Origin of the sequence: Neorhizobium fuzhouense, from assembly GCF_042611105.1 — a bacterium.
GTDB classification, from domain to species: domain Bacteria; phylum Pseudomonadota; class Alphaproteobacteria; order Rhizobiales; family Rhizobiaceae; genus Neorhizobium; species Neorhizobium galegae_A.
The window spans coordinates 278,272-302,316 of record NZ_JBHFFP010000005.1 but is presented as its reverse complement, the minus strand read 5'-3'; the positions used below and the strand labels follow the sequence as shown (position 1 = coordinate 302,316).

At 61.9% G+C, this 24,045-nt stretch carries 24 protein-coding genes; 9 read left to right on the top strand and 15 right to left on the bottom strand.

Features of this window, described 5'->3' with window-relative positions; all coding sequences use genetic code 11:
• Positions 1-13 precede the first annotated feature (13 nt).
• The 5 genes from ACEXP3_RS11775 (at position 14) to ACEXP3_RS11755 (ending at position 3,923) form a co-directional block, all read left to right on the top strand.
• Entirely contained in the window at positions 14-166 is a 153-nt protein-coding gene (locus tag ACEXP3_RS11775) for a hypothetical protein (protein ID WP_210105783.1), read from the top strand.
• Positions 167-180: 14 nt separating this feature from the next.
• Complete coding sequence (xerD, locus tag ACEXP3_RS11770) at positions 181-1,131, top strand: site-specific tyrosine recombinase XerD (protein ID WP_377297424.1); 951 nt, start codon at positions 181-183, stop codon at positions 1,129-1,131.
• 52 nt (positions 1,132-1,183) lie between these two features.
• Entirely contained in the window at positions 1,184-2,137 is a 954-nt protein-coding gene (locus tag ACEXP3_RS11765; protein ID WP_210105785.1) for an acetyl-CoA carboxylase carboxyltransferase subunit alpha, read from the top strand.
• A gap of 158 nt (positions 2,138-2,295) precedes the next feature.
• Positions 2,296-3,633: a L,D-transpeptidase family protein gene (locus ACEXP3_RS11760; protein ID WP_377297423.1), complete on the top strand. Its 1,338-nt coding sequence runs from the start codon at positions 2,296-2,298 to the stop codon at positions 3,631-3,633.
• An 8-nt stretch (positions 3,634-3,641) separates the two neighbouring features.
• Complete coding sequence (locus ACEXP3_RS11755; RefSeq protein WP_377297421.1) at positions 3,642-3,923, top strand: sulfurtransferase TusA family protein; 282 nt, start codon at positions 3,642-3,644, stop codon at positions 3,921-3,923.
• A gap of 8 nt (positions 3,924-3,931) precedes the next feature.
• Here the strand turns inward: ACEXP3_RS11755 and ACEXP3_RS11750 are convergent, their stop codons facing one another.
• Both ACEXP3_RS11750 and ACEXP3_RS11745 read right to left on the bottom strand, forming a co-directional pair.
• On the bottom strand, positions 3,932-5,110 hold the full coding sequence (locus ACEXP3_RS11750) for a CobW family GTP-binding protein (RefSeq protein WP_377297420.1): 1,179 nt from the start codon (positions 5,108-5,110) through the stop codon (positions 3,932-3,934).
• Positions 5,111-5,174: 64 nt separating this feature from the next.
• Entirely contained in the window at positions 5,175-6,305 is a 1,131-nt protein-coding gene (locus ACEXP3_RS11745) for a D-alanyl-D-alanine carboxypeptidase family protein (protein ID WP_377297419.1), read from the bottom strand.
• Positions 6,306-6,469: 164 nt separating this feature from the next.
• On the opposite strand from ACEXP3_RS11745, the gene ACEXP3_RS11740 reads away from it, so the two are divergent.
• Positions 6,470-7,633 carry a M20 aminoacylase family protein gene (locus tag ACEXP3_RS11740; protein WP_377297418.1) on the top strand — a complete coding sequence of 388 codons (1,164 nt, stop codon included), beginning with the start codon at positions 6,470-6,472 and terminating at the stop codon, positions 7,631-7,633.
• Between the two features lie 474 nt (positions 7,634-8,107).
• Here ACEXP3_RS11740 and ACEXP3_RS11735 read toward each other — a convergent pair whose 3' ends face one another.
• The 3 genes from ACEXP3_RS11735 to ACEXP3_RS11725 form a co-directional block, all read right to left on the bottom strand.
• Positions 8,108-8,755, bottom strand: coding sequence for an exopolysaccharide biosynthesis protein (locus tag ACEXP3_RS11735; protein WP_377297417.1), 648 nt, complete (start codon positions 8,753-8,755; stop codon positions 8,108-8,110).
• A gap of 323 nt (positions 8,756-9,078) precedes the next feature.
• Positions 9,079-9,426 (bottom strand): hypothetical protein, encoded by a 348-nt coding sequence (locus ACEXP3_RS11730; protein WP_377297416.1) that lies wholly within the window; start codon positions 9,424-9,426, stop codon positions 9,079-9,081.
• A 262-nt stretch (positions 9,427-9,688) separates the two neighbouring features.
• Positions 9,689-10,906 (bottom strand): FAD-dependent oxidoreductase, encoded by a 1,218-nt coding sequence (locus tag ACEXP3_RS11725; RefSeq protein ID WP_377297415.1) that lies wholly within the window; start codon positions 10,904-10,906, stop codon positions 9,689-9,691.
• A gap of 142 nt (positions 10,907-11,048) precedes the next feature.
• Between ACEXP3_RS11725 and dxr the strand changes: the two genes are divergently transcribed.
• Complete coding sequence (gene dxr / locus ACEXP3_RS11720; protein ID WP_377297414.1) at positions 11,049-12,218, top strand: 1-deoxy-D-xylulose-5-phosphate reductoisomerase; 1,170 nt, start codon at positions 11,049-11,051, stop codon at positions 12,216-12,218.
• Between the two features lie 75 nt (positions 12,219-12,293).
• Here the strand turns inward: dxr and scpA are convergent, their stop codons facing one another.
• The gene (gene scpA / locus ACEXP3_RS11715) at positions 12,294-14,432 is read right to left on the bottom strand and encodes a methylmalonyl-CoA mutase (protein ID WP_377297413.1); all 2,139 of its coding nucleotides are present in this window, start codon (positions 14,430-14,432) and stop codon (positions 12,294-12,296) included.
• Between the two features lie 106 nt (positions 14,433-14,538).
• On the opposite strand from scpA, the gene ACEXP3_RS11710 reads away from it, so the two are divergent.
• Together ACEXP3_RS11710 and ACEXP3_RS11705 are read left to right on the top strand one after the other, a co-directional pair.
• The gene (locus tag ACEXP3_RS11710; protein ID WP_377297412.1) at positions 14,539-14,808 is read left to right on the top strand and encodes a type II toxin-antitoxin system ParD family antitoxin; all 270 of its coding nucleotides are present in this window, start codon (positions 14,539-14,541) and stop codon (positions 14,806-14,808) included.
• Positions 14,798-15,157, top strand: coding sequence for a type II toxin-antitoxin system RelE/ParE family toxin (locus ACEXP3_RS11705; protein ID WP_377297411.1), 360 nt, complete (start codon positions 14,798-14,800; stop codon positions 15,155-15,157). The genes ACEXP3_RS11710 and ACEXP3_RS11705 overlap by 11 nt, the downstream gene beginning before the upstream one ends.
• A 170-nt stretch (positions 15,158-15,327) precedes the next feature.
• Here the strand turns inward: ACEXP3_RS11705 and ACEXP3_RS11700 are convergent, their stop codons facing one another.
• The 9 genes from ACEXP3_RS11700 to hemA form a co-directional block, all read right to left on the bottom strand.
• Complete coding sequence (locus tag ACEXP3_RS11700) at positions 15,328-17,331, bottom strand: acetyl-CoA carboxylase biotin carboxylase subunit (RefSeq protein ID WP_377297410.1); 2,004 nt, start codon at positions 17,329-17,331, stop codon at positions 15,328-15,330.
• A gap of 155 nt (positions 17,332-17,486) precedes the next feature.
• Entirely contained in the window at positions 17,487-17,900 is a 414-nt protein-coding gene (locus ACEXP3_RS11695) for a hypothetical protein (RefSeq protein ID WP_210105798.1), read from the bottom strand.
• 4 nt (positions 17,901-17,904) lie between these two features.
• On the bottom strand, positions 17,905-18,282 hold the full coding sequence (locus tag ACEXP3_RS11690; RefSeq protein WP_210105799.1) for a hypothetical protein: 378 nt from the start codon (positions 18,280-18,282) through the stop codon (positions 17,905-17,907).
• An 11-nt stretch (positions 18,283-18,293) separates the two neighbouring features.
• Positions 18,294-19,205, bottom strand: a complete 912-nt coding sequence (gene yghU / locus ACEXP3_RS11685) for a glutathione-dependent disulfide-bond oxidoreductase (RefSeq protein WP_210105800.1) — start codon at positions 19,203-19,205, stop codon at positions 18,294-18,296.
• Between the two features lie 110 nt (positions 19,206-19,315).
• On the bottom strand, positions 19,316-19,591 hold the full coding sequence (locus tag ACEXP3_RS11680; RefSeq protein ID WP_377297409.1) for a DUF2442 domain-containing protein: 276 nt from the start codon (positions 19,589-19,591) through the stop codon (positions 19,316-19,318).
• Positions 19,581-19,817, bottom strand: a complete 237-nt coding sequence (locus tag ACEXP3_RS11675; protein WP_377297408.1) for a DUF4160 domain-containing protein — start codon at positions 19,815-19,817, stop codon at positions 19,581-19,583. Before ACEXP3_RS11675 ends, ACEXP3_RS11680 begins: the two co-directional genes overlap by 11 nt.
• Positions 19,818-19,827: 10 nt before the next feature.
• Positions 19,828-21,360: an acyl-CoA carboxylase subunit beta gene (locus ACEXP3_RS11670; protein WP_210105803.1), complete on the bottom strand. Its 1,533-nt coding sequence runs from the start codon at positions 21,358-21,360 to the stop codon at positions 19,828-19,830.
• 193 nt (positions 21,361-21,553) lie between these two features.
• Positions 21,554-22,678, bottom strand: coding sequence for a serine hydrolase domain-containing protein (locus tag ACEXP3_RS11665; protein ID WP_377297407.1), 1,125 nt, complete (start codon positions 22,676-22,678; stop codon positions 21,554-21,556).
• Between the two features lie 80 nt (positions 22,679-22,758).
• Positions 22,759-23,973: a 5-aminolevulinate synthase gene (gene hemA, locus ACEXP3_RS11660; protein WP_377297406.1), complete on the bottom strand. Its 1,215-nt coding sequence runs from the start codon at positions 23,971-23,973 to the stop codon at positions 22,759-22,761.
• Positions 23,974-24,045 lie beyond the last annotated feature (72 nt).

Here is a 24,045-nt window from a genome sequence, read left to right as displayed (position 1 = left end):
TGCGGAGCAGCCAATGCCAACTCTCTTTCGTTTCCTGTTCATCATCGCCGTCCTCTGCGGCCTGATCTACGGGAGCCTGGTGGCACTGGTCTATCTGGTGGAACCGCGCGAGCGCGACGTCACGGTGCGCGTTCCCTCCGAGCGCCTCAACCCGCCGCAACCCTAAGAGGACAGGGCCCGATGGCCGATCTCTCCCGCGCCCATGCGGAAGCCTTTCTGGAAATGATGAGCGCCGAGCGGGGCGCGGCAGACAATACGCTTGCCTCCTACCAGCGTGATCTCGACGATCTCGACGGCTTCCTGTCGACCCGCAAGACAAGCCTGCTTGCCGCAACGACGACCGACCTCACCGATTATCTCGCCCATCTGACAAAGCAGGGCTTTGCCGCCTCCTCGCAGGCACGCCGGCTGTCGGCCATGCGGCAGTTCTATAAGTTCCTCTATGCCGAAGACCTGCGCGGCGACGACCCGACATCCATTCTGGACGCACCGAAAAAATCCCGCGCCCTGCCGAAGACGCTGAGCGAAGCGGATGTCAGCCGGCTGCTGGCACAGGCGACCGCAGAGGCGGAAAACCCCGATCCCGGCGCCGTCGGGCGGGTGCGGATGCTGGCGCTGCTTGAACTTCTCTATGCGACGGGCATGCGGGTGAGCGAACTGGTTTCGCTGCCCGCCAAGGTGCTGGATCACGAAGGCCGCTTTCTGATGATCCGGGGCAAGGGCAACAAGGAGCGGCTTGTTCCCTTGTCGCGATCGGCCATTTCAGCGCTTGCGCTCTACCGGGACACCCGGACGCGGGCCGGCGAAGACGAAAGACACGCCGACAGCCCCTGGCTTTTTCCCTCCAGCGGCAAGCAGGGATTTCTGCCGCGGCAGGTCTTTGCCCGCGACCTTAAGGAGCTTGCCGCCCGCGCCGGCATCCGGACCTCGGCCATCTCGCCGCATGTGCTGCGCCATGCCTTTGCCAGCCACCTCCTGCAGAACGGAGCGGATCTGCGCGTGGTGCAGGAACTGCTGGGTCACTCGGACATTTCCACAACACAAATCTATACGCATGTGCTGGAGGAAAGGCTGAGGGACGTGGTGGAAATGCATCACCCCCTTGCAAAAAGCAGCAAAAACCCCGAATAGAGCGCGTGCGGGAGGGCGGTGACACCGCCAAAACGATCGGAAAACGGAGCTCATGCAGACCTATCTCGACTTCGAAAAGCCAATCTCCGACCTGGAGGGCAAGATCCACGAGTTGAAGAAACTCGCGACGGAAGATGAGAGCATCGATACCTCCGACGAGATCCAGCGTCTGGAAGTGCGCGTGCGCGAGGCGATGCTGGAGATCTATTCCAAGCTCAACGCCTGGCAGAAGACGCAGGTGGCCCGCCATCCGCAGCGCCCGCACTTCATCGACTATCAGAAGCGCCTGTTTACCGATTTCACGCCGCTTGCCGGCGATCGCTCGTTTGGCGAGGATGCCGCCATCCAGGCCGGGCTTGCCCGTTTCCGCGGCCAGCCTGTTGCCATCATCGGCCAGGAAAAGGGTAACGACACCAAGTCGCGCATCAAGCACAATTTCGGCAGCCCGCGTCCGGAAGGCTATCGCAAGGCCATCCGCGTCATGGAAATGGCCGATCGTTTCGGCCTGCCGGTCATCTCGCTGGTTGATACGGCCGGCGCCTATCCGGGCGTGGGAGCCGAAGAGCGCGGCCAGGCGGAAGCCATTGCCCGTTCCACCGAGGCCTGCCTTGGCCTGCGGGTGCCGATGATTTCGATCGTCATCGGTGAAGGCGGCTCCGGCGGTGCGATTGCCATTGCGACCGGCAACAAGGTGTTCATGCTCGAGCATGCCATCTATTCGGTCATTTCGCCGGAAGGGGCTGCGTCCATCCTGTGGCGCGATTCGACCCGCGCCCGCGAAGCCGCCACCAACATGAAGATCACGGCCGAAGACCTGAAGGGTCTCGGCGTCATTGACGGCATCATTCCCGAACCGCTTGGCGGCGCGCATCGCGAACCGGAAACGGTCATCGATGCCACCGGCGCACTGATTGAAAGCACGCTGCAGGAACTGGGACAGCTGTCGCCGGACGACGTGCGCAAGGCCCGCCGGCAGAAATTTCTGGAAATCGGCCGCAATCTCTGATCAACTGTCACTTGGAGTGGCGCAAACTGCGCCAGTCTTCACGATTTCGTGCAGGCATGCCTGCACTTAAGAGAATGTAAAGCTTACCGCTTTATTTACGATTAGACTGATACCCACCGGATCAGCCTGTCCGTTGATCGTTGAACGTGATTGTCCCGATGCGCTTGAAAAACATCGCCTATATCCTTCTGATGGCCACCGCTCTTGCGGGCTGCAACGATACGCTCGACACCGCCGTTGACCTCTCCAAGGTCAAGAACAAGGTCGAGCAGCCGCTTCCCGACCGCATTGTTGCGGAAATGCAGAAGAAGGACATGCCGCGCAATTCGCCGATCATGATTCGCGTCTTCAAGGAAGAAGGCAAGATGGAGATCTGGAAGGCGAAGGCGGACAACCGCTTCGACAAGATCGCGGAATACGACATCTGCGCCTGGTCCGGCAAGCTGGGCCCGAAGGTGAAGGAAGGCGATCGACAGGCGCCGGAAGGCTTCTACAGCCTGACGCCGGCGCATCTCAATCCCAACTCCAAATATTACCTCGCCATCAATACCGGCTTTCCCAACCGCTACGATGCCGCCAATGGCCGGACCGGTTCGAACCTGATGATCCATGGTGCCTGCTCTTCGTCCGGCTGCTATTCGATGACGGACGAGCAGATCCTGGAGATCTACGCCTTTGCGCGCGACGCCTTCAAGGGCGGCCAGTCTACCGTGCAGTTGCAGGCGCTGCCGTTCCGCATGACGGCGGAAAACATGGCGCGCCACCGCAACAGCGAGAACATCGAATTCTGGAACATGCTGAAGGTCGGCTACGACAATTTCGAGGTGACCAAGCGTCCGCCCGAGGTCAATGTCTGCGAGAAGAAGTATGTCTTCAACCAGCAGATTTCCGGCACGCCCTCAGCGGCCGCCGCCTGCCCGCCGATGACGACGCCGCCGGCGCTTGCGGCCTCTCTTGCCACCTATGACAAGGACTACAAGCTTGCCTATACCAAGGCCATCGACAAGCTGGACGGCAAGGTGTGGTATGAGCCGACCGAGGCCGAGCGCAAGGCGATCGTTGCCGACAAGCGCAAGGGCCGCGACATTGCCTATGCGCCGACCGGCTCCTCGCTGCAGGCCGGCAAGCTGTTGAAGCAGGACGAATTCGAAGCGCTGATGGCGCAGCGCCTCAACAAGGCGGCCAAGCCGGCGGGCACCATGCTTGCCTCGGCAAATGCCACTTCAGCGGCATCCGGCGCTGCGCCAAAGCAGGATCGCCTTGCCGCGACCGGTTCGCAGACGGCGGCGGTGATGCCGGGTGGCCGCAGCAGCATGTCTGTGACGACAGCGATGAATGCCGGAAATGCCGGCGCGCAGCATACGGCGTTCATCCCGCCCGCCACGGCCGGCGCCATTCCCGTTCCGGCGCCGAACCCCTTGGCCTATGCCTCGGTCCAGACGGTCCAGGATCCTTCGACGGACGAGAAGAAGAAGCCATTCTGGAAATTGTGGTAGGGCATCAAATGCCCGACCAGGTCTATGATCACCAGGTCTACGATCTCAGGGGGCTTAAATGCCCCCTGCCTGTTTTGAAGACCCGGCGGAAACTCGGCCGGCTTCCCGTCGGAACAGTGCTCGTCGTCGACACCACCGATCCGCTCGCAGGGCTCGATATCCCCCACTTCTGCCGGGAGGATGGCCATACACTTCTTTCCCAGGAAAAGACCGCAGACGGACATCGCTTTTTCATCCGCAAGGATGTGGATGCGGCCGACAGCGCGCCGACGGCCCCTGGCGGCGCGTAAAGAAGACCTCAGAAGCGGAATCCCGGAACCGCGAGCGGATTGTCCTCGAGTGCTGCGCGATCCGGCCGGTCGATGCGCGGCTCGCCGGTAAAAGCGGCAAAAAGATCTTTCACGAAGCCTTCCGCCAGACCTTGCGTGATCAACACCATGCGGCTGCGCCGATCACTGCCTTCCGGCCAGCGCGCCAGCCGTTCCGGCGGGTGAAAGATGCTCTGCACGCCATGCAGCACCAGTGGCCGCTCCGGATTGTCGGAAAGGTTCACGATGGCCTTCATGCGCAGCAGTTTTTCTCCATGCGCCGACCGCAGGAGGTCGATGAACATGTCGAGCGCCATCGGGTCGATCGGCCGGTCATGAACAAGCGAGAAGGAGCGGATATCGGCGCCATGGCGGGTGACATCATGAGGGGCATGATGGTGATTATGGGCGTGATGGTGGTGGTCGCCATGGTGGTGATCGTGATCATGGTGGTGATGATCGTCGTGATGATGGTGCGCGTCGTTCTCCAGCGCCTGCTCCTCGCTCAGCCAGCGTCCGACATCGGCGATCTTCGTGTCCGGGTCGTAGAGCCCGTTGAGGAGAAGCGACGCCGCGCCGGCTTCAGGGCTGTCGCCATCCACCCGTTTCGCGCGCGGATTGAGCGCGTGGAGACGTTGCAGCAGAAGCGGCACCTCCTCCTTCGCGGCAAGCGTCTGCTTCGTCAGCACAAGCCGGTCTGCCACCGCCACCTGCTTCAGCGCTTCCGGGTGGCGCGTCAGTGTCGCAAGGCCGTGGACCGCATCCACCACCGTCACCACGCCCTCCAGCGCAAAACTCTGGGCAATGACGGGATTGCCCATGACTGCCTGCATGACCGGAGCCGGGTCGGCAAGGCCGGTCGTCTCGATCACCACCCGGCGGATCGGCTTCAGGCGGCCTGTCTGGATCTGATCGACCAGCGAGGCGAGCGTTTCGACCAGTTCACCGCGCACGGTGCAGCAGAGGCAGCCGTTGGAGAGTTCCAGCAGCGTATCGCCAGAGGTTTCGACCAGGAAATTGTCGATGCCGACCTCGCCGAATTCATTGATGATGACGGCCGTATCGCGGGCTTCCGGATCCTTCAGGATCCGGTTGAGCAGTGTCGATTTGCCCGCTCCCAAAAATCCGGTCAGGATGGAGACGGGAATGCGTTCGGCTGGAGAGGGCATCTCTTCGTCCTCGTGATTCGTGGTGGTAACGCCCCGGTCGACGCGGGCCGAAAAGGCCTGCCGATCAGAAGGTCGGGCGCGGAATGGGCAGTGGCACGTTGAGGATCTGGCCTGCAGCGGCCTGGCCAGTGCCGGCCTTTGTCGCCGCAGCTTCAACGGGCGCTGCCGGATTGATGATATCGGCAAGGCTGAACGCCGGCGGCCGCGTCATTTCCTTGATATAGGGCGAATGCAGCACCATGCGGCCGGCCTCATCGCGACCTTCGCTGCGCACCTTGGCGGCCTTCGGATTGCAGATTTCGGCGCTCACATCCACAACCGCGTCCCGATCCGGCCCGTAAGGCGCAAGGCTCGAAAGTGTGCCCGCGGGCGTCTGCGCGCCGGTAAACGCCGCCTGCAGGAGATCGGCGGATTCGTCGGACCGTCCGGCAAGGCTGTCAGAACCGAGCACGACAGAGACCAGCGTGCGACCGTTGCGCGTGGCCGACGAGACCTGGTTGAAGCCGGAGGCGCAGATGAAGCCGGTCTTCATGCCGTCCGCTCCTTCGAAACGGCCGATCAGCATGTTGTAATTGGGATAATCCTTGGCGCCCGTCGTGATGCCTTCCAGCGCAAAATAGCTGGCATATTCCGGAAACTGCCGGCGAAGCTGCACGGCCAGAACAGCAAGGTCGCGGGCTGTGGTAAATTGCCCCTTGCCCGGCAGTCCATGCGGATTGATGAAATGCGAGGACGACATGCCAAGCCGCGCCGCTTCCGCATTCATCATGGCAACGAACTGGTCCGTCGAGCCACCCACGGTTTCGGCAACGCCAACAGCCACGTCATTGGCCGATTTGACCATCAGGATCTTCAGCGCGCTGTCGAGAGACATCGTGGCGCCAGGCTTCAGGTACATCTTGCTGGCCGGCTGGTCGACGGCCTTGCGGCTCATGACCACCGGCGTTTCGAGCGACAGCCGCCCTTCCTTCAGCGCCTTGAAGGTCACATAAACCGTCATCAACTTGGTCAGCGAGGCCGGATACCATTTGCGGAAGGCTTCCTGATGGGCAAACACCTGGCCGCTGCGCACATCCACCACCATTTTCGGGTTGGCCGAAGCGGGTGTCGAAAAGGCACCGAGCGCAAGCACGGCAGCCGCAAGCGCGGCGCATGACCTTGAAACGGCAGGGGAACGGTTCAGGCTGGAAAGCAAGGCGCGGCCTCGTGGTGATCGCGGGGAAGCTGCGGCGGTTATATCGCCTCTGCGGCAAAGCAATGGCAAAGATCATTGATTCCGTCAATTCCGCAGCGCAATATCGCCGCACGGGTATTCGCCCGCACCGATGCCGAAGCCCAGAGACGCGACAGGAAGCTGCAATGCCGATCTTGAACAGAGCCGCCGAAATGCATGAGGAAGCCAGTGCGTGGCGGCGCCATATCCATGAGAATCCGGGCCTGCTGTATGATGTTGAGGAAACCGCAGCCTTCGTGGAAGCCCGGCTTCGGGAGTTCGGCGTTGACGAGATCGTGACCGGGATCGGCCGCACCGGTGTGGTGGGCATCATCCGCGGACGCGGCGAAAGCACCCGCGTGATCGGCCTTCGCGCCGACATGGATGCCCTGCCGCTTTCAGAGATTACCGGCAAGCCCTGGGCCTCCAGACATGAAGGCAAGATGCATGCCTGCGGCCATGATGGCCACACCGCCATGCTGCTCGGGGCGGCCAAATATCTCTCCGAGACACGCAACTTCAACGGCGCTGTGGCCGTGATCTTCCAGCCGGCGGAGGAAGGCGGGCGCGGTGCGCTGGCCATGGTCGAAGATGGCATGATGGAGCGTTTCAACATTGCCGAAGTCTATGGCATGCACAACATGCCGGGCATGCCGCTTGGCACGTTTGCCATCCGCAAGGGCGGCATCATGGCCGCACCAGACAAATTCTCGATCACCATCAAGGGTCGTGGCGGCCATGCGGCAGAGCCGCACCGGACGGCCGATCCGATCGTCATCGGCGCGCAGATCGTCGGCGGCCTGCAGATGATTGCCGCACGCAATGCCAATCCGCTGCGCTCGGTGGTCGTTTCCATCACGCAGTTTCACGCCGGCACCACCCACAACATCATTCCGGAAGAGGCGCTTCTGACGGGCACCGTGCGCAGCCTCGACGAGGCCGTGCGTGATATGGCGGAACAGCGCATTCGCCAGATCGCCGAGGGCATTGCGCTGGCCAATGGGGCGGTCGCCGAAGTGGATTACGAGCGCGCCTGCCCGGTCACCGTCAATCATCCCGAGGAAACCGTGCATGCGGCGCGCGCCGCAATCGATATCGTCGGGGCGCCGAACGTCAATACCGAGGTCGATCCCAGCATGGCGGGCGAGGACTTTGCCTTCATGCTGCAGGCCCGTCCCGGGGCCTATATCATGATCGGCAATGGTCCGACGGCCGCCCTGCACAACCCGGCTTATGACTTCAACGACGAGGCGCTCGGCTATGGCATTTCCTACTGGGTGAAGCTTGCCGAACAGCGCCTCACAGATTGAGGCATCCCGCAAAGAGGGCGGGTGATCGGCACGATTGACCGCCTTCGCCCTTGCCCGACGGCAAAGGCTGGGTTATGAAACCGCCACCCGAATTGTCCACGTAGCTCAGCAGGATAGAGCACAGGATTCCTGAATACAATTGGGAGTTGCGGTCGGAAACGCCGCAATTGATCTGCTCAAAGTCGGGGAACGCTACGCTGGGCTTCCAGCTTGCCAATCCCGAGCCAAGCTCCGGACGAAAGTCCGGTGAAGGTGTAGAGACTGGATGGGCAGCACCTAAAGGCCGAAAGGTCCATGGTGAAGGGACAGTCCAGACCACGAACGCGCAAGCGGCGGCGAAAGCCGAAGTGGTATGAATCCTGGGGTCGGAGGTTCGAATCCTCTCGTGGACACCATTTTCTTTGCTGCATGTAGATGCAAGCAGGCTCTTTAGATGGGCTTTGCTTGGCACTCGGCGGGGTCTTCCCTTGCCGCCTACACCCCAGCTGACGGGCCACTGCTCCATCCGAGCCAGTCGCTGATCAGCCACCAGCCTCCCAGCAGGATGAAGGCGCTGAAGGCCATGGCGGCAACACCGAAGAAAAGGCCGCCGCCAATGGCCAGGCCGTCCCGCTGGGCAAGGCCAAGCGCGATGAAGAAGATAGCAAGGCCCGGCAGAACGTTGCCGAACGGGATTGGCAGGGCGATCAGCACCGCCATCACGAAGATGAAGAGGCCAAGTGGTCTGAGCGCCCGCTTGCCGCTCAGCATCTTCCAACGCGGTTTGAGCCAGGTTTCAAGTTTGCCAAGTTTTGGCCCAAGCCGCACGGCCATGGCCTCTAACAGGCGGTGGGGAACATTGACGCGCGCAAGTCTTGCGGGAAGAAAAAAGCGATCGGCGCCGATGACCAATTGCACCGCCAGAAGTGCAAGGGCCGTGCCGAACACGAAGCCTGCCGGAATTCCCGGCGTCGGGATGATGGCGGGGATGGAAAAGACCAGCAAGACCAGCGCCGTCGCATGATCGCCAAGCACTGCCAGCAATTGGCCAAGCGTCGTCCGCTCCGCCTCAAGCCTCAGGGGAAGCGCCTCGATTGTCTCAGCAAGGCTCGGCTTACGGCCTTCCTCGCCCGGTTCACTCATCGGCGGAACCGGATCGCAGGCGTTTCAGCGGAGAAGCCGGACGGCCAAGGGCTGATGTCATTCAAAAGCGTCCATCGGTTGGCATGGCGAGAGTTGCCAGGCCAGCGTCAGGATGGTGATCGCTGGCCGGGGAGCTCTACGCCCATATCTGGCAAAGCGCGGCAAGACGCGCGAATGCAGCCCTCATATGGGACGTTCAGCTGAAAAGCGAAGGCCGGCGCCTCCACAAAATCGTCAGCGCTTGCATCGGCACCAGACATCGAGCCTCCCCGCCGGGTCCGACCTGGCGAATGCCATGCAAAAGACAGCGCTAACATAATGGACTAAGTTCGATCGCCGCTGCGCAGCGTATCGAGGAAGACGACACTCTGCCGGCTGAGACGGGCCTCGTCCATGAATGCGTCCAGGCAGTCAACTAGACGGCTTCGCCTGATGGCTACTTCCGTTTCCGGCAGTGGCGACATGTTGAAGGCGCCGACCCCGGAGAGGAAAGATTGCATCGCCGCTGTCAGCGATGGCAGAAGATCGATGAGATAGACGCTCGGCTCTCGTGCATCGATGACACCTGCCACATAGTCAAACAAAGCTTTGGGCAGCGACAGGGCGTCTCGCCAGTCGCAGGTGGCGGCGAGGTTTCGGACGAGGGTCTCATCCATATGGTGTAAGGTCATGGCCATTCCCTGCCAAGAAGTGTTGGATTTCAAGCAGCCTGTCTTTTTGCAAAATAAAGGACCGAAAAGGGTTCGGGTGTCACTGTTCGATGCGAAGCGGGAAACACCGAACGGCCTTATCTCCTGATCAAATTTATTTGAATGACACTAGCATCTGGAAGGATGATGGCAACACTACGGCAGAAAGCAGGAGCGAGGCTTTCGCCATCCCGCCGGGCGATCAATGCGCGGGCGCGACCCAAATCAGCGCGCGGCAGTCGCTCTAGCGGACATCTCGGACATGTTCGCGGCGAAAGCCAAGCCCGATCAGCCGGCCGGCGAGATGCGACAGAAGCGGAAAACGCGCAAGGCCGCGGATGAAGGCGGGAGGTCCCTTGCTTTTCTCCTCCACGGCCTGGTCCTTGCGGCGGCTGGAACGCATCATCAACTGCAGCTTTTGCGTGGCGCGGGTGGGAAATAGACGGCGTCGTTCCACGGCAGCGAGATCCGCATCTGTCAACCGCCCCTCCCGCAACGGCGCTGCCAACCGATTGGCGGCCGCAACCGCATCCTGAATGGCCAGATTGACGCCGACGCCACCGATGGGCGACATCGCGTGGGCCGCATCGCCAATCGCAATCAGCCCCGGCCGCCACCAGGTCTTCAGCCGGTCGATGCGCACCTGCAGCAGGCTGACATCCTCCCAGGTCTGAATTTCCGCCATGCGATCGGCCGGCAGCGGCGAGACCGCACGCACCTTGTCGCGAAAGGCTTCCAGATCGCCTGCCCGCAACTCGGCAAAGGTGCCGCGCCGGATGATGTAGCCGCACTGCCAGTAATCACCGCGGTCGATGAGGACGAAGCCCTGACGCGGCCCGGCATGTCCCATCGTCTCGGCCGGATCGCCCTCCTGCTTGGAAAGCTTCATCCAGACCACTTCGCTGGGCGTGCCAAAAGTTTCCACCTCAAGTCCCGCCTTTTCACGCACCACCGAGTGGCGCCCGTCTGCAGCAACGACCAGGGTTGAATCCAGGCGGACAGGTCCGTCCGGCGTTTCCAGAAGAAGCCCCGTCACCCGCTTGCCCACCGTCTGAACGTTGGCCACCTTTGCCTGAAGAAGCAGCCGGAAATTCGGATAGCGCCGTGCTTCGCCCGCCAGGAAATCCAGAAAATCCCATTGCGGCATGAAGGCGATAAACCTGTTGCGCACGGGAAGCCGCGAAAAATCCGCGATGGTGACCGGCCGACCGCCGATTTCTGCCGAGAGTTTTGGCGCACGCGTATGGGGAAGTTTCAGGAAGGCCTCTTCAAGGCCAAGTTCGTAGATGATTTCCAGTGTCGAGGGGTGGATGGTGTCGCCGCGAAAATCGCGCAGGAAATCGGGGTGCTTTTCCACCACCGTCACATCGACGCCGGCGCGCGCCAGAAGCAGGCCAAGCATCATGCCGGCCGGGCCGCCTCCGGCAATCGCGCAGGCGGTCGTGATTGTTCTGTCGGTCATTCGCATCTCCCGCGCGCACCATGGCGTGCCATCATAGCCTTGAAGTGGCGGCTGCGGGGCGCAAAATCAATGCGGCCAATCGGCTTGTGAGCGAGAGGCTTGCCCTGTACATCACCGACACCTGACATCGGATCGTTCACGCATGACCTCCATTGAAAAGCGCAGCATCAGCATCCTGGGCTCCACCGGCTCCATCGGCACCAATACGCTGGACGTTGTGCGCCATCTCGGCGGACGCGAGGCCTTTGACATGGTGGCGCTGACCGGTGCCGGTAATATCGCCCTGCTGGCCGAGCAGGCGATCGGCCATGGCGCAAGGCTTGCAGTGACCGCCGACGAGAGCCAGTATATCGCGCTGAAGGACGCCTTGTCCGGCACCGGGATTGAAGTGGCGGCTGGCCAGAGCGGGCTTCTGGAAGCGGCGGAGGCAGAGGCGCAGGTGGTCATGGCCGCCATCGTCGGCACGGCCGGCCTTGCGCCGACACTGGCCGCGGCCCGCCGCGGCGCCGACATCGCGCTCGCCAACAAGGAATGCCTGGTGTCCGCCGGCGATCTTTTTTTGGGGGCCATCCGCCAGGGCGGCGGCCGGTTGCTTCCCGTCGACAGCGAGCACAACGCGATCTTCCAGGTGCTGGAGGAAAACCAGCGCCATGCGGTGGAGCGCGTCATCCTGACCGCCTCCGGCGGCCCGTTCCGCACCTTTTCGCGCAGCCAGATGGCCGATGTGACGCTGGAGACGGCACGCACCCATCCCAACTGGTCGATGGGGCTGAAGATTTCCATCGACAGCGCCTCGATGTTCAACAAGGCGCTGGAGATGATCGAGGCGAAACACCTGTTCAACCTGACGCCCGATCAGGTGGAGGTAATCGTGCATCCGCAATCGATCATCCACTCCATGGTCGGCTATGCGGACGGATCGGTACTCGCCCAGCTCGGCGCGCCGGACATGCGCCATGCCATCGGCTATGCCCTGCAATATCCTCGCCGCGCACAGCTTCCGGTCGAGCGACTGGATTTTGCGAAGCTGGCACGGCTCGACTTCGAGGCTCCGGACGAGACGCGCTTCCCGGCCCTTCGTCTGGCACGGATGGCGATGGTTCGCGGCGGCGTGCAGGGTGCCGTGCTGAACGGCGCCAAGGAAGTATCGCTTGAAGCCTTCATTTCGGGCACGACCGGGTTCCTCACCATGGCCGAGGTCACCGAGGCAGTGATGGAGGAGCTCGCTCACCTGCCCCCGGCCACCACCATGGACGAGGTGTTCGAGGCGGATGCAGAAGCCCGCCGCGCCGCCCGCCGCCTGCTGGACTGAAACCGAGGAACTTTTCCGAGAGCGTTACGATAACCGCGCGAGCTTGATCGCGGCAATCGTTCCTCAGCCCTCTCCTCAGGCGTTGCGTCGCCGCCCTTCCATGAGATCAAGAATGGCGCGGGCGGCATCGAGCACATTGGTGCCGGGGCCGAAGACGGCGGCAATGCCGGCATCCAGCAAGTGCTGGTAATCCTGGCGGGGAATGACGCCGCCGATCACCACGATGATATCCTTCGCCCCCTTTGCCCGCAGCGCTTGCACCAGTTGCGGGCCAAGCGTCTTGTGGCCGGCCGCCAGCGAAGACATGCCCACAACCTGCACCTTTTCCGCAATGGCAAGATCCGCCGCCTCTTCCGGCGTCTGGAACAGCGGTCCAGCCACCACCTCAAAACCGAGATCGCCGAAGGCGGATGCAATCACCTTGGCACCGCGGTCGTGCCCATCCTGACCGAGCTTGGCGACCAGCATTTTCGGCTTGAGGGCGGTTGCCTCGGCAAACTGTGACAAGCGCTGCGCCAACATCTGGTATTCCGGATCGCCGTCATAGGCGGCACCGTAGATATCATGGACGACATCGGGCGTTGCGGAATGATCGCCAAACACCTGGCGCATGGCGTCCGAGATCTCGCCGACCGTTGCGCGGGCACGCGCCGCGTCCACGGCAGCGGCCAGAAGATTGCCCTCGCCGGTTTCGGCAACTTCGGTCAGAAGCGCAAGGGCTGCGGCAACACGCGACGGATCGCGCTGCCGGCGCAGCGTCTCCAACCGGCGGATCTGGGCTTCCCGCACCGCCGTATTGTCGATGGCCAGGATATCGATCGGCTCCTCGTTTTCGAGGCGGTATTTGTTGACCCCGACGATGATTTCTTCCGCCCGGTCCACGGCGGCCTGACGGCGGGTGGCGGCCTCCTCGATCAGGCGTTTGGGCAGGCCGTCGGCTACAGCCTTCGTCATGCCGCCCAGGCTTTCCACCTCCTCGATCAGCGCCCAGGCCTTGTCCGCAAGCTCCTTGGTCAGGCTTTCGACATAATAGGAGCCGGCCAAGGGATCGACCACCTTGGTCACCCCCGTCTCGTGCTGGAGGATCAGCTGCGTGTTGCGGGCAATGCGGGCGGAAAATTCGCTCGGCAGCGCCATCGCCTCATCGAGCGCATTGGTGTGCAGCGACTGGGTGCCGCCCAGCACCGCCGACAGCGCCTCATAAGCGGTGCGGATGACGTTGTTATACGGGTCTTGCTCGGCCAAAGACACGCCCGACGTCTGGCAATGGGTACGCAGCATCAGCGAGCCGGCCTTCTTCGGCTCGAACTCGGCCATGATCTTTGACCAGAGCAGGCGGGCCGCGCGAAGCTTTGCCGCCTCCATGAAGAAGTTCATGCCGATGGCAAAAAAGAACGACAGGCGGCCGGCGAACTCATCGACATTCAAGCCCTTGGCGAGCGCCGCACGCACATATTCGCGCCCATCGGCCAGGGTGAAGGCAAGCTCCTGGGTGAGCGTCGCGCCGGCTTCCTGCATGTGGTAGCCGGAGATCGAGATGGAGTTGAACTTCGGCATCTCCTTGGCCGTATAGGCAATGATATCCGCAATGATCCGCATCGAGGGTTCCGGCGGATAGATATAGGTGTTGCGGACCATGAACTCCTTCAGAATATCGTTCTGAATGGTGCCGGAGAGTTCCGCCCGCGAACAGCCCTGCTCCTCACCCGCCACGATGAAATTGGCAAGGATCGGGATGACCGCGCCGTTCATGGTCATGGACACCGACATGTCTTTCAGCGGAATGCCGTCAAACAGGATCTTCATGTCCTCGACCGAATCGATGGCGACACCGGCCTTGCCGACATCGCCCTCGACGCGTGGATGATCGCTGTCGTAGCCGCGATGGGTTGCCAGGTCGAAGGCGACGGAAAGCCCCTTCTGGCCGGCGGCGAGATTTTTCCGATAGAAGGCGTTGCTTTCCTCGGCGGTCGAGAAGCCGGCATATTGCCGGATCGTCCAGAGCCTGCCGGCATACATGGTGGCGCGCGGGCCGCGCACGAAGGGAGCAAAACCCGGCAGCGTCTCCAGATGGTCGATGCCGGCCAGATCCTCTGCCGTATAGAGCGGTTTCACGGCAATGCCTTCCGGCGTGTTCCAGATGAGGCTGTCGGGGGATGCCTTCAGCTCCTTTTCGGCAAGCGCCTGCCAGTCTGCAACGGTCTTTCTGGTCATCGGGCTGATCCTCCGGGTGCTACGGCCATGATCGGCGCGGCATTGAGTTTGACGAGATTGCTACTCAGTAGCATATTAGGCTTATTCCTCACGGGAGCCCTTAGCCATGACTGTAAAAGCATCCGTTTCCATGTCCGACCAGCAGGATGCATTCGCCCGCCGACTGGTTGAGGAAGGCCGCTATTCCAGTGTAAGCGCCGTGGTGCAGCAGGGGCTGGAACTACTGCGTGAGCAGACCGAGATGAAAGAGGCTGAACTGGCGGCACTGCGGGCTCTTCTGGATGAGCGGCGCCAGGGGCCATTCCTGACGATGGAAGAAAGCAAACAACAGATTCAGGACATGCTTTCCAGGAAGAAGGCCGCTCTTGGTTTATAGAATCAAGCTTGCCGCGCGGGTTGGCAGCGACTTCGATCACATCTTCGACCATCTGCTCGGTGCCTATCTGGGGATGGGCGATTCCGTCGGAGAAGCCTATGAACGCGCGGCTGCCCGCGTGACCGCTATCTCCGAAGATCTGGAAAATCTTGCACACCATCCCCATCAGGGAACTCTGCACAACGACCTTCAACCCGACCTGCGGCATGTCACCAAGGACCGGGCGATCTTCTATTTTCAGATCGATGAGAAAAACAGCACCGTCAACGTGCTTGCCGTTTTCTTCGGCGGCCAAGACCACAGGCACCACATGCTGAAGCGGCTGAGCCAGCATGGAAGGGACGTATGACCCATCTGCCATTCGAGCCTTGGTCACCCCCCCAACTGGATGCGGATGATCGGCGATTGGATCGAGCGCCTTTCCGGTTACAACAGAGATGGCGTCCAGAACCGTCAGGACACCCCCCGCCGAAAACCGGGCTCCAAGAATGCGCAGCTCCTTTCGCAGAGAAGCCCCCACTACTCGAACTCCATGATGAGTTCATCGACCGCGAGGCTTTGACCGGCAGTGGCCGCGACGCGCTTCACGACGCCCTGCCGTTCGGCCTTCAGCACGTTTTCCATTTTCATGGCTTCGACGGTTGCCAGCGTCTGGCCGGCCTCCACCGTCTCTCCGGCTGAAACCGTCACGGACGTGATCACACCGGGCATAGGGCAAAGCAGCATTTTCGACGTGTCCGGCGGCAGCTTGACGGGCATCAGCCGCGCCAGTTGCGCCACGCGCGGAGAGCGCACGCGCGCCATCACATCCATGCCGCGCAGGCGAAGACGGATGGCCGAACCGACGAGATCGACCTTTACGCCGAGCGTTTTACCCGCCACGGTGAAATGCGCATGGCTCTGGCCAGGCTGCCAGGCCGCAACCACGGACAGTGTATCGCCATCTTCGAAGGCCACCAGATATGCATCCTTGGCACCCGACAGGCTGACAACATGCTCGCTCTCCCCCAGCGACACGACCCAGTCGGCGCCGACCACGCGGGCGTGATTGCCGATGGTGCCGGAAATCTGGGCGGCCCGCAGTTGCAGGATGCGGTTGATCACGGCCGCCACCGCCGCAAGCGTTTGGGCGGCGGCGTCATCGGGCGACACGCCCAAGAAGCCGTCTGCGAATTCCTCGGCAATATAGGCCGTGGTGATCTTTCCCGAACGAAACCGCTCCTGGTTCATCACCGCCGACAGGAAGGGCAGGTTATGGCCGATGCCTTCCACCTCGAAATCGTCAAGCGCTGCCGACATCGCATCGATGGCGGCAAGCCGCGTCGGTGCCCAGGTGCAGAGTTTTGCGATCATCGGATCGTAATACATCGAAATCTCGCCGCCCTCGAAGACGCCGGTATCGTTGCGCACCACGGTGCCCTCCGGCGTCTTTCCTTCCAACGGCGGGCGATAGCGGGTCAGGCGACCGATCGAGGGCAAGAAATTGCGGAACGGATCTTCGGCATAGAGCCGGCTTTCGACCGCCCAGCCATTCAGCGTCACATCCTCCTGGCCAAAGGACAGCTTTTCGTCGGAGGCCACCCGGATCATCTGTTCGACCAGATCGATGCCGGTCACCAGCTCCGTCACCGGATGCTCCACCTGCAGGCGGGTGTTCATTTCCAGAAAATAGAAATTACGGTCGCCATCGACGATGAATTCCACCGTGCCGGCCGAGTGGTACCCCACCGCCTTTGCCAGCGCCACGGCCTGCTCGCCCATGGCGCGGCGGGTCTTTTCGTCAAGAAAAGGCGATGGCGCCTCCTCGATGACTTTCTGGTTGCGCCGCTGGATGGAGCATTCACGCTCGCCTAGATAGAGGCAGTTGCCGTGCTTGTCGCCCAGAACCTGGATCTCGATATGGCGCGGCTGGGTGACGAATTTCTCGATGAAGATGCGGTCGTCGCCAAACGAGTTCTTCGCCTCGTTCTTCGACGATTGGAATCCTTCGCGGGCCTCCGCATCGTTCCAGGCAATGCGCATGCCCTTGCCGCCACCGCCGGCCGAGGCCTTGATCATGACGGGATAACCGATGGCGGAGGAAATCTTCACCGCCTCCTCGGCATCCTCGATCAGCCCCATATGGCCGGGCACAGTGGAGACGCCCGCTTCAGCGGCAAGTTTCTTCGAGGTGATCTTGTCGCCCATGGCCTGAATGGCACCGACCGGCGGGCCGATGAAGATGACGCCTTCTTTCTCCAGCGCCTCGGCGAACAGCGGGTTTTCGGACAGGAAGCCATAGCCCGGATGCACCGCGTCGGCCCCGGTCTTGCGGATCGCGTCCAGGATCTTGTCGATGACGATATAGGACTGGTTCGACGGTGCAGGCCCGATATGCACCGCCTCGTCCGCCATGGCGACATGCAGCGCATTGGCATCGGCATCCGAATAGACGGCAACCGTCTTGATGCCCATCTTCTTCGCCGTCTTGATGACCCGGCAGGCGATTTCGCCACGGTTGGCAATGAGTATTTTGGAGATCACTGGTGATTGCCTCCCGCAACCGGCGTTTCGTTGATGGTAAGATGACGTGGTGGCACGTCGTCGGGGGCTCCGGCTCTGTTGGCGGCCAGAGAGACGGTGCGTGTTGCTTCACCCGTCATTGAATGTCCTCCCACCATCCGCAGTGCCTCCCCTCGCTAGTCTCGCGCCTGCTTCTTCAGCCCCTTGGCCACGCTCTGCTCGTTCTTCACGTCGCCGAACGCATCGGGAAAGTTTTTCCGCGCCAAGGGTTCATTGAGCTTCAGCTTGGCGAAATAGGATTGCGGATCAAAGCCGCGCTCGGCAGCAATCACTTCCCGTCCGAAGAGGCGGCACAGGCGTTCGCCATCCAGATTGCCGCGCTCGAAGGGCTCGGTGCCGAAAAACTGCCAGAGCGCCTGGACGAAACCGAGGTCGGCGAGCGCCACCGTCTGGTCCATCGTGCGGTGCCGCGGCCAGTTGGTGAGCGGTGTCACCTTCGGGTTTGGCCGGCGCAGCGTATATTGCCACTGCGTTCCCGGCAGGCCCGCCGGAAAGCCCTGGTGTTTTGGCATCAGAGGCTCTTTTGCCATGGCATCAGACCTCGAATACGTCGTCGAAGGATTCCGGAAAGCTCTTGCGTGCGACCTTCTCGTCTATCCGCAGCAGCGCATCATAGGAGGTCGGGTCGAACGGGTGTTCCGCCGGCACGACCTCGCGTCCGAAGAGCAGGTTCAGCCGCCCGGCATCCAGATTGCCCCGTTCAAAGGGTTCAGGCCCGAAATGGTGCCAGAGCGCATGCAGAAAGGCCGCATCCACCTTCTGCTCGATCGTGTTCGGGCGGGCGAGACGCTGCAGGGGTTTCAAGGGTGTCGCGCCCTTTTCATTGGCGCGACGGATGGTGAAGTGATGGCCATGGCCCGGCAACCCGGAAGGGAAGCCGCGATGCTTGGTCATTTCGGGTGGGCGGGCCATGCTTCGTCTCCTTACGCCGCAGCGATCTTGTCCTGCGTCTTCGTGTCGAAGTCGGAGGCGTCGTGGCGTTCATGCAGCTGTTCTGAAAGCGGGCCGGAGGTCTTGTTGACCATGATGCCGCGCTTCAGGGCCGTACGCTCGGCAAGCTGCTTTGCCCAGCGCAGCACATGCGCATACTCGTGGGTGGACAGGAACGTGCCGGCATCCGGATAGGACTGGTCGAGCGCCAAGCGCCCATACCAGGGCCAGATCGCCATGTCGGCGATGGTGTATTCGCTGCCGGCGACGAACTCGTTGTCGGCCAGCTGGCGGTTCAGCACGTCGAGCTGGCGCTTTGCTTCCATGGCATAACGATCGATCGCATACTGGATCTTCATCGGCGCATAGGAGAAGAAGTGACCGAAACCGCCGCCGACAAACGGGGCGGAACCCATCTGCCAGAACAGCCAGTTCAAGGTCTCGGCGCGGGCACGCGGGTCGGTCGGCAGGAAGGCGCCGAACTTTTCCGCCAGATAGGTCATGATCGAGGCGGACTCGAACAGACGGATGGGCGCGCCGCCATCCTTCGGGGCGTGGTCGGCCAGCGCCGGGATCTTGGAATTGGGGTTCACCTCGACAAAGCCGGAGCCGAACTGCTCGCCCTTGCCGATATTGATCAGCCAGGCATCGTATTCGGCACCGGAATGACCGGCCGCCAGCAGCTCTTCGAGCAGGATCGTCACCTTCTGGCCGTTCGGCGTCGCCAGCGAATAAAGCTGCAGCGGATGCTTGCCGACCTTGCGTTCCACCTCGGTCTGCGCGCCGGCTGTCGGACGGTTGATGCTGGCGAACTGGCCGCCATTGCCCGGCTCCCAGGTCCAGACCTTCGGCGGCTGGTAGCCTGCGGGCAAATTGTTTTCGGGGGGAAATTTCGTATCGGTCATGAAATTCTGTCCTTGTTGCAAACCGGGCGCTGCAGGCGCCCATCCGGATATAGGAACCGGATCGGCCGCCGCTGTAGAGCCGGCATCATTTTTTTATGCGCCGTGCGAATTCATTCGGCGGCTTCTGCCGGCGGCTTGGCGCCGGGGGCGGCACCGCCCACGATCAAAGCCTTCGCACTGATATACTCGTCCAGATTCTCCCAACCGACGGCATCCCCGAAAGGCAGGATCTCCCAGTTCTTTCTTTCACTCGCGGAGGCCGCATGCAGCCGCGGATACCACCAGAGGGGCGCTTCGATTTTTCGACCGTCCATCATTTTGAAGACAACCGTATCAGTGCCGACATCCACATCGGCAATCAGCAGCTGCTTCTCATCAATGTCCAAAGTAGTCATGCCATGCCTCCGTAAATCCTTGCCGATGCGCGGCGATGACTTTCAGAATATCATTCACCTCGTGTTGCGCAAAACCGACGTTGCGCGCAACCCGCAGATCCGCAAGCCACACCTTCAACTGCTTCCCGTCCTTCAACACATGCACATGAGGCGGCTCACCCAACTCCATCGAGTAAAACAGGAAGCGGTGGCCATGCCATCTGAGGAGAACAGGCATCGCCCGGCCCTTACAGCGGAATGGTATCGTGCTTTTTCCAGTGCGTCGTCACCTGCTTGTTTCGAAGGCTTGCAAAAGCGCGTGCGATGCGACGGCGCGAGGAATGCGGCATGATCACTTCATCGATGAAGCCGCGCTCGGCCGCGACGAAGGGATTGGCGAACCGCTCCTCGTATTCTTTCGTGCGGGCGGCAATCTTGTCCGGATCGCCAAGCTCGGAACGATAGAGGATTTCGGTCGCGCCCTTGGCGCCCATCACGGCAATTTCGGCCGTTGGCCAGGCATAGTTCACATCGGCACCGATGTGTTTGGATGCCATCACGTCATAGGCGCCGCCATAGGCCTTGCGCGTGATCAGCGTCACCATCGGAACGGTTGCCTCCGAATAGGCAAACAGCAGCTTTGCGCCATGCTTGATGACGCCGCCATATTCCTGCGCCACACCCGGCAGGAAGCCCGGCACATCGACGAGCGTCAGAAGCGGGATCGAAAAGGCATCGCAGAAGCGCACGAAGCGGGCCGCCTTGCGCGAGGCATCGATATCGAGACATCCCGCAAGTACCATGGGCTGGTTGGCAACCACCCCGATCGTCTGGCCCTCCAGGCGAATGAAGCCGGTGATGATGTTGCGGGCAAAGGCCTCCTGGATCTCGAAGAAATCGCCCTCGTCGGCCACGGCCCGGATCAGCTCCGCCATGTCATAAGGCTTGGCCGCGCTGTCGGGGATCAGAGTGTCGAGCCGCGTCTCGATGCGGGCCGGATCGTCGTGGAAGGGACGCACCGGCGGCTTTTCGCGGTTGTTGAGAGGCAGGAAATCAAATAGCTGGCGCACCGCCTCCAGCGTTTCGACATCGTTCTCATAGGCCGCATCGGCCACCGACGATTTTTTCGTATGGGTCGAGGCACCGCCGAGTTCTTCGGCGGTCACGATCTCGTTCGTCACGGTCTTGACCACGTCAGGACCGGTCACGAACATGTAGGAGGTGTCGCGCACCATGAAGATGAAATCGGTCATGGCGGGCGAATAGACAGCGCCGCCGGCGCAGGGGCCCATGATCACGGAAATCTGCGGAATGACGCCGGAGGCCTCGGCGTTGCGGCGGAAGACTTCCGCATAACCGGCAAGCGAGGCAACCCCCTCCTGGATGCGGGCGCCGCCGGAATCATTCAGTCCGATCACCGGCGCGCCGACGCGCACCGCCATATCCATGATCTTGCAGATTTTCTGTGCATGGGTTTCCGACAGCGAGCCGCCGAGCACGGTAAAATCCTGGGAAAACACATAGACCTGGCGGCCGTTGATCGTGCCCCAGCCGGTGACGACGCCATCGCCGGCCACCTTCTGCTCGGCCATGCCGAAATCCACGGCGCGGTGGGTCACATACATGTCGTATTCTTCGAACGAGCCCTCATCGAGCAGCACCTCGATCCGTTCGCGCGCCGTGAGCTTGCCCTTGGCATGCTGGGCATCGATGCGTTTCTGTCCGCCCCCGAGCCGCGCTTCGGCGCGACGCACCTCGACCTCATTCAAAACTGCGCGCATGATCCCTCCCGGCTTCAGCCTCTTATCGCTACCGCTTGCCGCGCGGTCAAGGAAGCTGGAAAATAGTTGTAGGTCAATAGGCTAGCGGCCGGCAAAACGGGCCCTCTCGCGGCTACCGCAGACTTGACGTCGGTCAAATCCGCAAGCCCGGAGTGCCTGCGGCACCGATGTCCACGCCCCGGACAGCAGCCCCTTATGCGGCAAGATCGGCGCAGACGGCGGCACGCAGATCTTCCGCATAGGCGCCGTTGCAGCCTTCCATGGCATTGTTGGAGAGGCTGACGACCGTCACACCCTGATCCGGCAGGATGAACCAGGTATTGCCGTAAACGCCGCCCCATTGCACCGCACCCGCCGGAAGCGCCGTCATGGCCGCCGCCGGATCGGTGATGATCGCGCCGAAATAGCCAAAACGCTGGCCGGGATTGCCGGGCACATCGCCGATCTGGTTGGAAAGGCCAGCCTCGGCCATCTCGCGGGAAAACAGCGGATCGCCACCCGTGCGGACCGTCTCCAGAAGCCGCATCACATCGCGCGCCGTCCCCGCCATGCCGGCACCGCCGGACTGAAAGGCCCGATCGTTGAAGATGCGGGAGGGTGAAAAGCAGGCTTCAAAGCCGGTATCGTTCTGCGCATGCCAGGGATCGGGCATGCGCACCGGGCCATCGGGTGCATCGGCATAGGCGACCGCCAGCCGCGAAAGATCCGTGACACGGAAACGCGCATCCCGCATCTGCAGGGGCTCAGCCACGTAGCGGACGACGGCATCTTCCAGCGTTGCGCCATGCACCCGCTCCAAGACGGCGCCCAGAACATCGATGCTGGTGGAATAGGCCCATTGTTCACCCGGGCGGAAGGCAAGCTTTGCGCCGCTCAACCGCGAAAAATTTTCCTCCAGCGACACGTTGGTATCGCTAAGCCCCTGATTGACGACGCGATCGGGCGCAAGCCGCTCCAGGCTCGCATCATAGGCAAGGCCGGATGTGTGGGTGATGAGGTGCCGGACACGAAGATCAGCCGGCGTTCCATCCGGATCGAGCGGCACAAACCACGGCAGGTGATCCGCCACCGCATCATTCAGCGTCAGCAGACCCCGCTCGACCATGGCAAGGGCGGTCGCCGCAACGATAGGCTTGGTAACCGAGGCATAGCGGAAGATCGTATCGATGCCGACCGGCACACCGGCCTCGCGGTCCTGATAGCCGACGGCGCGCTCCAGAACGGGCACACCATCGCGAAAGATCAGGACCACCGCACCGGTGATGCGGCCGCTGGCTGTCACCTGGTCGAGAAGACGATGTACACGATCCATGGCCATGGCCGACACTCCTGCAAAAAACTAAGGACGGATCATGTCTCCATGATCCGTCCCTTGAGTTCAAGCAGAGAATGTTGCTCTTAAGCGACGGCGCGGGCCAGTGCGCAACGCGACCAGAGCTGGTGCAGGGCGCCGACCAGATGCTCGATATCGGCATCCGAATGCAAAGGCGTCGGGGTAATGCGCAGGCGTTCTGTCTTGCGCGGCACCGTCGGGTAGTTGATCGGCTGCACATAGACGTCGGAATGATCCAGCAGCAGGTCCGAGATCCATTTGCACTTGGCCGCATCGCCCACCATGACCGGCACGATATGGCTTGGATTGGTCATGTGCGGAATGCCGCGGGCATCGAGCGACGCGCGCAGCTTGCGCACGCGGTCCTGGTGGCGGGCGCGCTCGAACGGGCTGTTCTTCAAATGGCTGATGGAGGCAACGGCACCGGCGGCAAGCGCCGGCGGCAGGGCCGTGGTGAAGATGAAGCCCGAGGCAAAGGAGCGGATGAAATCGCACACGGCATGCGAAGCGGCGATATAGCCGCCCATCACGCCAAAGGCCTTGCCGAGCGTGCCTTCAATGATGGTGATGCGGTCCATCAGGCCTTCGCGTTCGGCAATGCCGCCGCCGCGCGGACCATACATGCCAACGGCATGCACTTCATCGAGATAGGTCATGGCGCCGTACTGGTCGGCCAGATCGCAGATCTGGCGAATGGGCGCGATATCGCCATCCATGGAATAGACGCTCTCGAACGCGATCATCTTCGGCGCCTTCGGATCGGCCGCCTTCAGCTTGGCTTCGAGATCATTCAGATCGTTGTGCTTCCAGATGACGCGCTCGCACTTGCCGTGACGAATGCCCTCGATCATCGAGGCATGGTTCAGCGCATCGGAAAAGATGATGAGGCCCGGAATCTTCTGTCCAAGCGTGCCTAGCGTTGCCCAGTTGGACATGTAGCCGGAATTGAAGATCAGGCCGGCTTCCTTGCCATGGAGATCGGCCAGTTCCTGCTCGAGAAGAACATGGTAATGCGTGGTGCCAGAAATATTCCGGGTGCCTCCCGCACCCGCGCCACAGTGATCGATGGCTTCTTTCATGGCCTCGATCACGGCCGGATGCTGGCCCATGCCGAGATAGTCGTTCGAACACCAGACGGTGACGTCCCGCTTGCCTTCCGGCGTATGGCGGGTGGCGCGGGGAAATGCGCCGCGATGTCTTTCGAGGTCCGCGAACACGCGGTAGCGGCCTTCCTGATGAAGGCTGTCCAGCTCGCCCTTGAAAAATGCCTCGAAATCCATTCTCACACTCCAGAATCTGGCATTGTTTTTCGGTCCTCGGCGCTTTTGCGTCAACCCCGGCGGGTACGATTC

Coding starts and splice junctions, on each gene's coding strand:
- ACEXP3_RS11775 (WP_210105783.1), top strand. CDS start 14: ATGCCAACTCTCTTTCGTTTCCTGTTCATCATCGCCGTCCTCTGCGGC.
- xerD (WP_377297424.1), top strand. CDS start 181: ATGGCCGATCTCTCCCGCGCCCATGCGGAAGCCTTTCTGGAAATGATG.
- ACEXP3_RS11765 (WP_210105785.1), top strand. CDS start 1,184: ATGCAGACCTATCTCGACTTCGAAAAGCCAATCTCCGACCTGGAGGGC.
- ACEXP3_RS11760 (WP_377297423.1), top strand. CDS start 2,296: ATGCGCTTGAAAAACATCGCCTATATCCTTCTGATGGCCACCGCTCTT.
- ACEXP3_RS11755 (WP_377297421.1), top strand. CDS start 3,642: ATGCCCGACCAGGTCTATGATCACCAGGTCTACGATCTCAGGGGGCTT.
- ACEXP3_RS11750 (WP_377297420.1), bottom strand. CDS start 5,110: ATGCCCTCTCCAGCCGAACGCATTCCCGTCTCCATCCTGACCGGATTT.
- ACEXP3_RS11740 (WP_377297418.1), top strand. CDS start 6,470: ATGCCGATCTTGAACAGAGCCGCCGAAATGCATGAGGAAGCCAGTGCG.
- ACEXP3_RS11735 (WP_377297417.1), bottom strand. CDS start 8,755: ATGAGTGAACCGGGCGAGGAAGGCCGTAAGCCGAGCCTTGCTGAGACA.
- ACEXP3_RS11730 (WP_377297416.1), bottom strand. CDS start 9,426: ATGACCTTACACCATATGGATGAGACCCTCGTCCGAAACCTCGCCGCC.
- ACEXP3_RS11725 (WP_377297415.1), bottom strand. CDS start 10,906: ATGACCGACAGAACAATCACGACCGCCTGCGCGATTGCCGGAGGCGGC.
- dxr (WP_377297414.1), top strand. CDS start 11,049: ATGACCTCCATTGAAAAGCGCAGCATCAGCATCCTGGGCTCCACCGGC.
- scpA (WP_377297413.1), bottom strand. CDS start 14,432: ATGACCAGAAAGACCGTTGCAGACTGGCAGGCGCTTGCCGAAAAGGAG.
- ACEXP3_RS11710 (WP_377297412.1), top strand. CDS start 14,539: ATGACTGTAAAAGCATCCGTTTCCATGTCCGACCAGCAGGATGCATTC.
- ACEXP3_RS11695 (WP_210105798.1), bottom strand. CDS start 17,900: ATGGCAAAAGAGCCTCTGATGCCAAAACACCAGGGCTTTCCGGCGGGC.
- ACEXP3_RS11690 (WP_210105799.1), bottom strand. CDS start 18,282: ATGGCCCGCCCACCCGAAATGACCAAGCATCGCGGCTTCCCTTCCGGG.
- yghU (WP_210105800.1), bottom strand. CDS start 19,205: ATGACCGATACGAAATTTCCCCCCGAAAACAATTTGCCCGCAGGCTAC.
- ACEXP3_RS11675 (WP_377297408.1), bottom strand. CDS start 19,817: ATGCCTGTTCTCCTCAGATGGCATGGCCACCGCTTCCTGTTTTACTCG.
- ACEXP3_RS11670 (WP_210105803.1), bottom strand. CDS start 21,360: ATGCGCGCAGTTTTGAATGAGGTCGAGGTGCGTCGCGCCGAAGCGCGG.
- ACEXP3_RS11665 (WP_377297407.1), bottom strand. CDS start 22,678: ATGGCCATGGATCGTGTACATCGTCTTCTCGACCAGGTGACAGCCAGC.
- hemA (WP_377297406.1), bottom strand. CDS start 23,973: ATGGATTTCGAGGCATTTTTCAAGGGCGAGCTGGACAGCCTTCATCAG.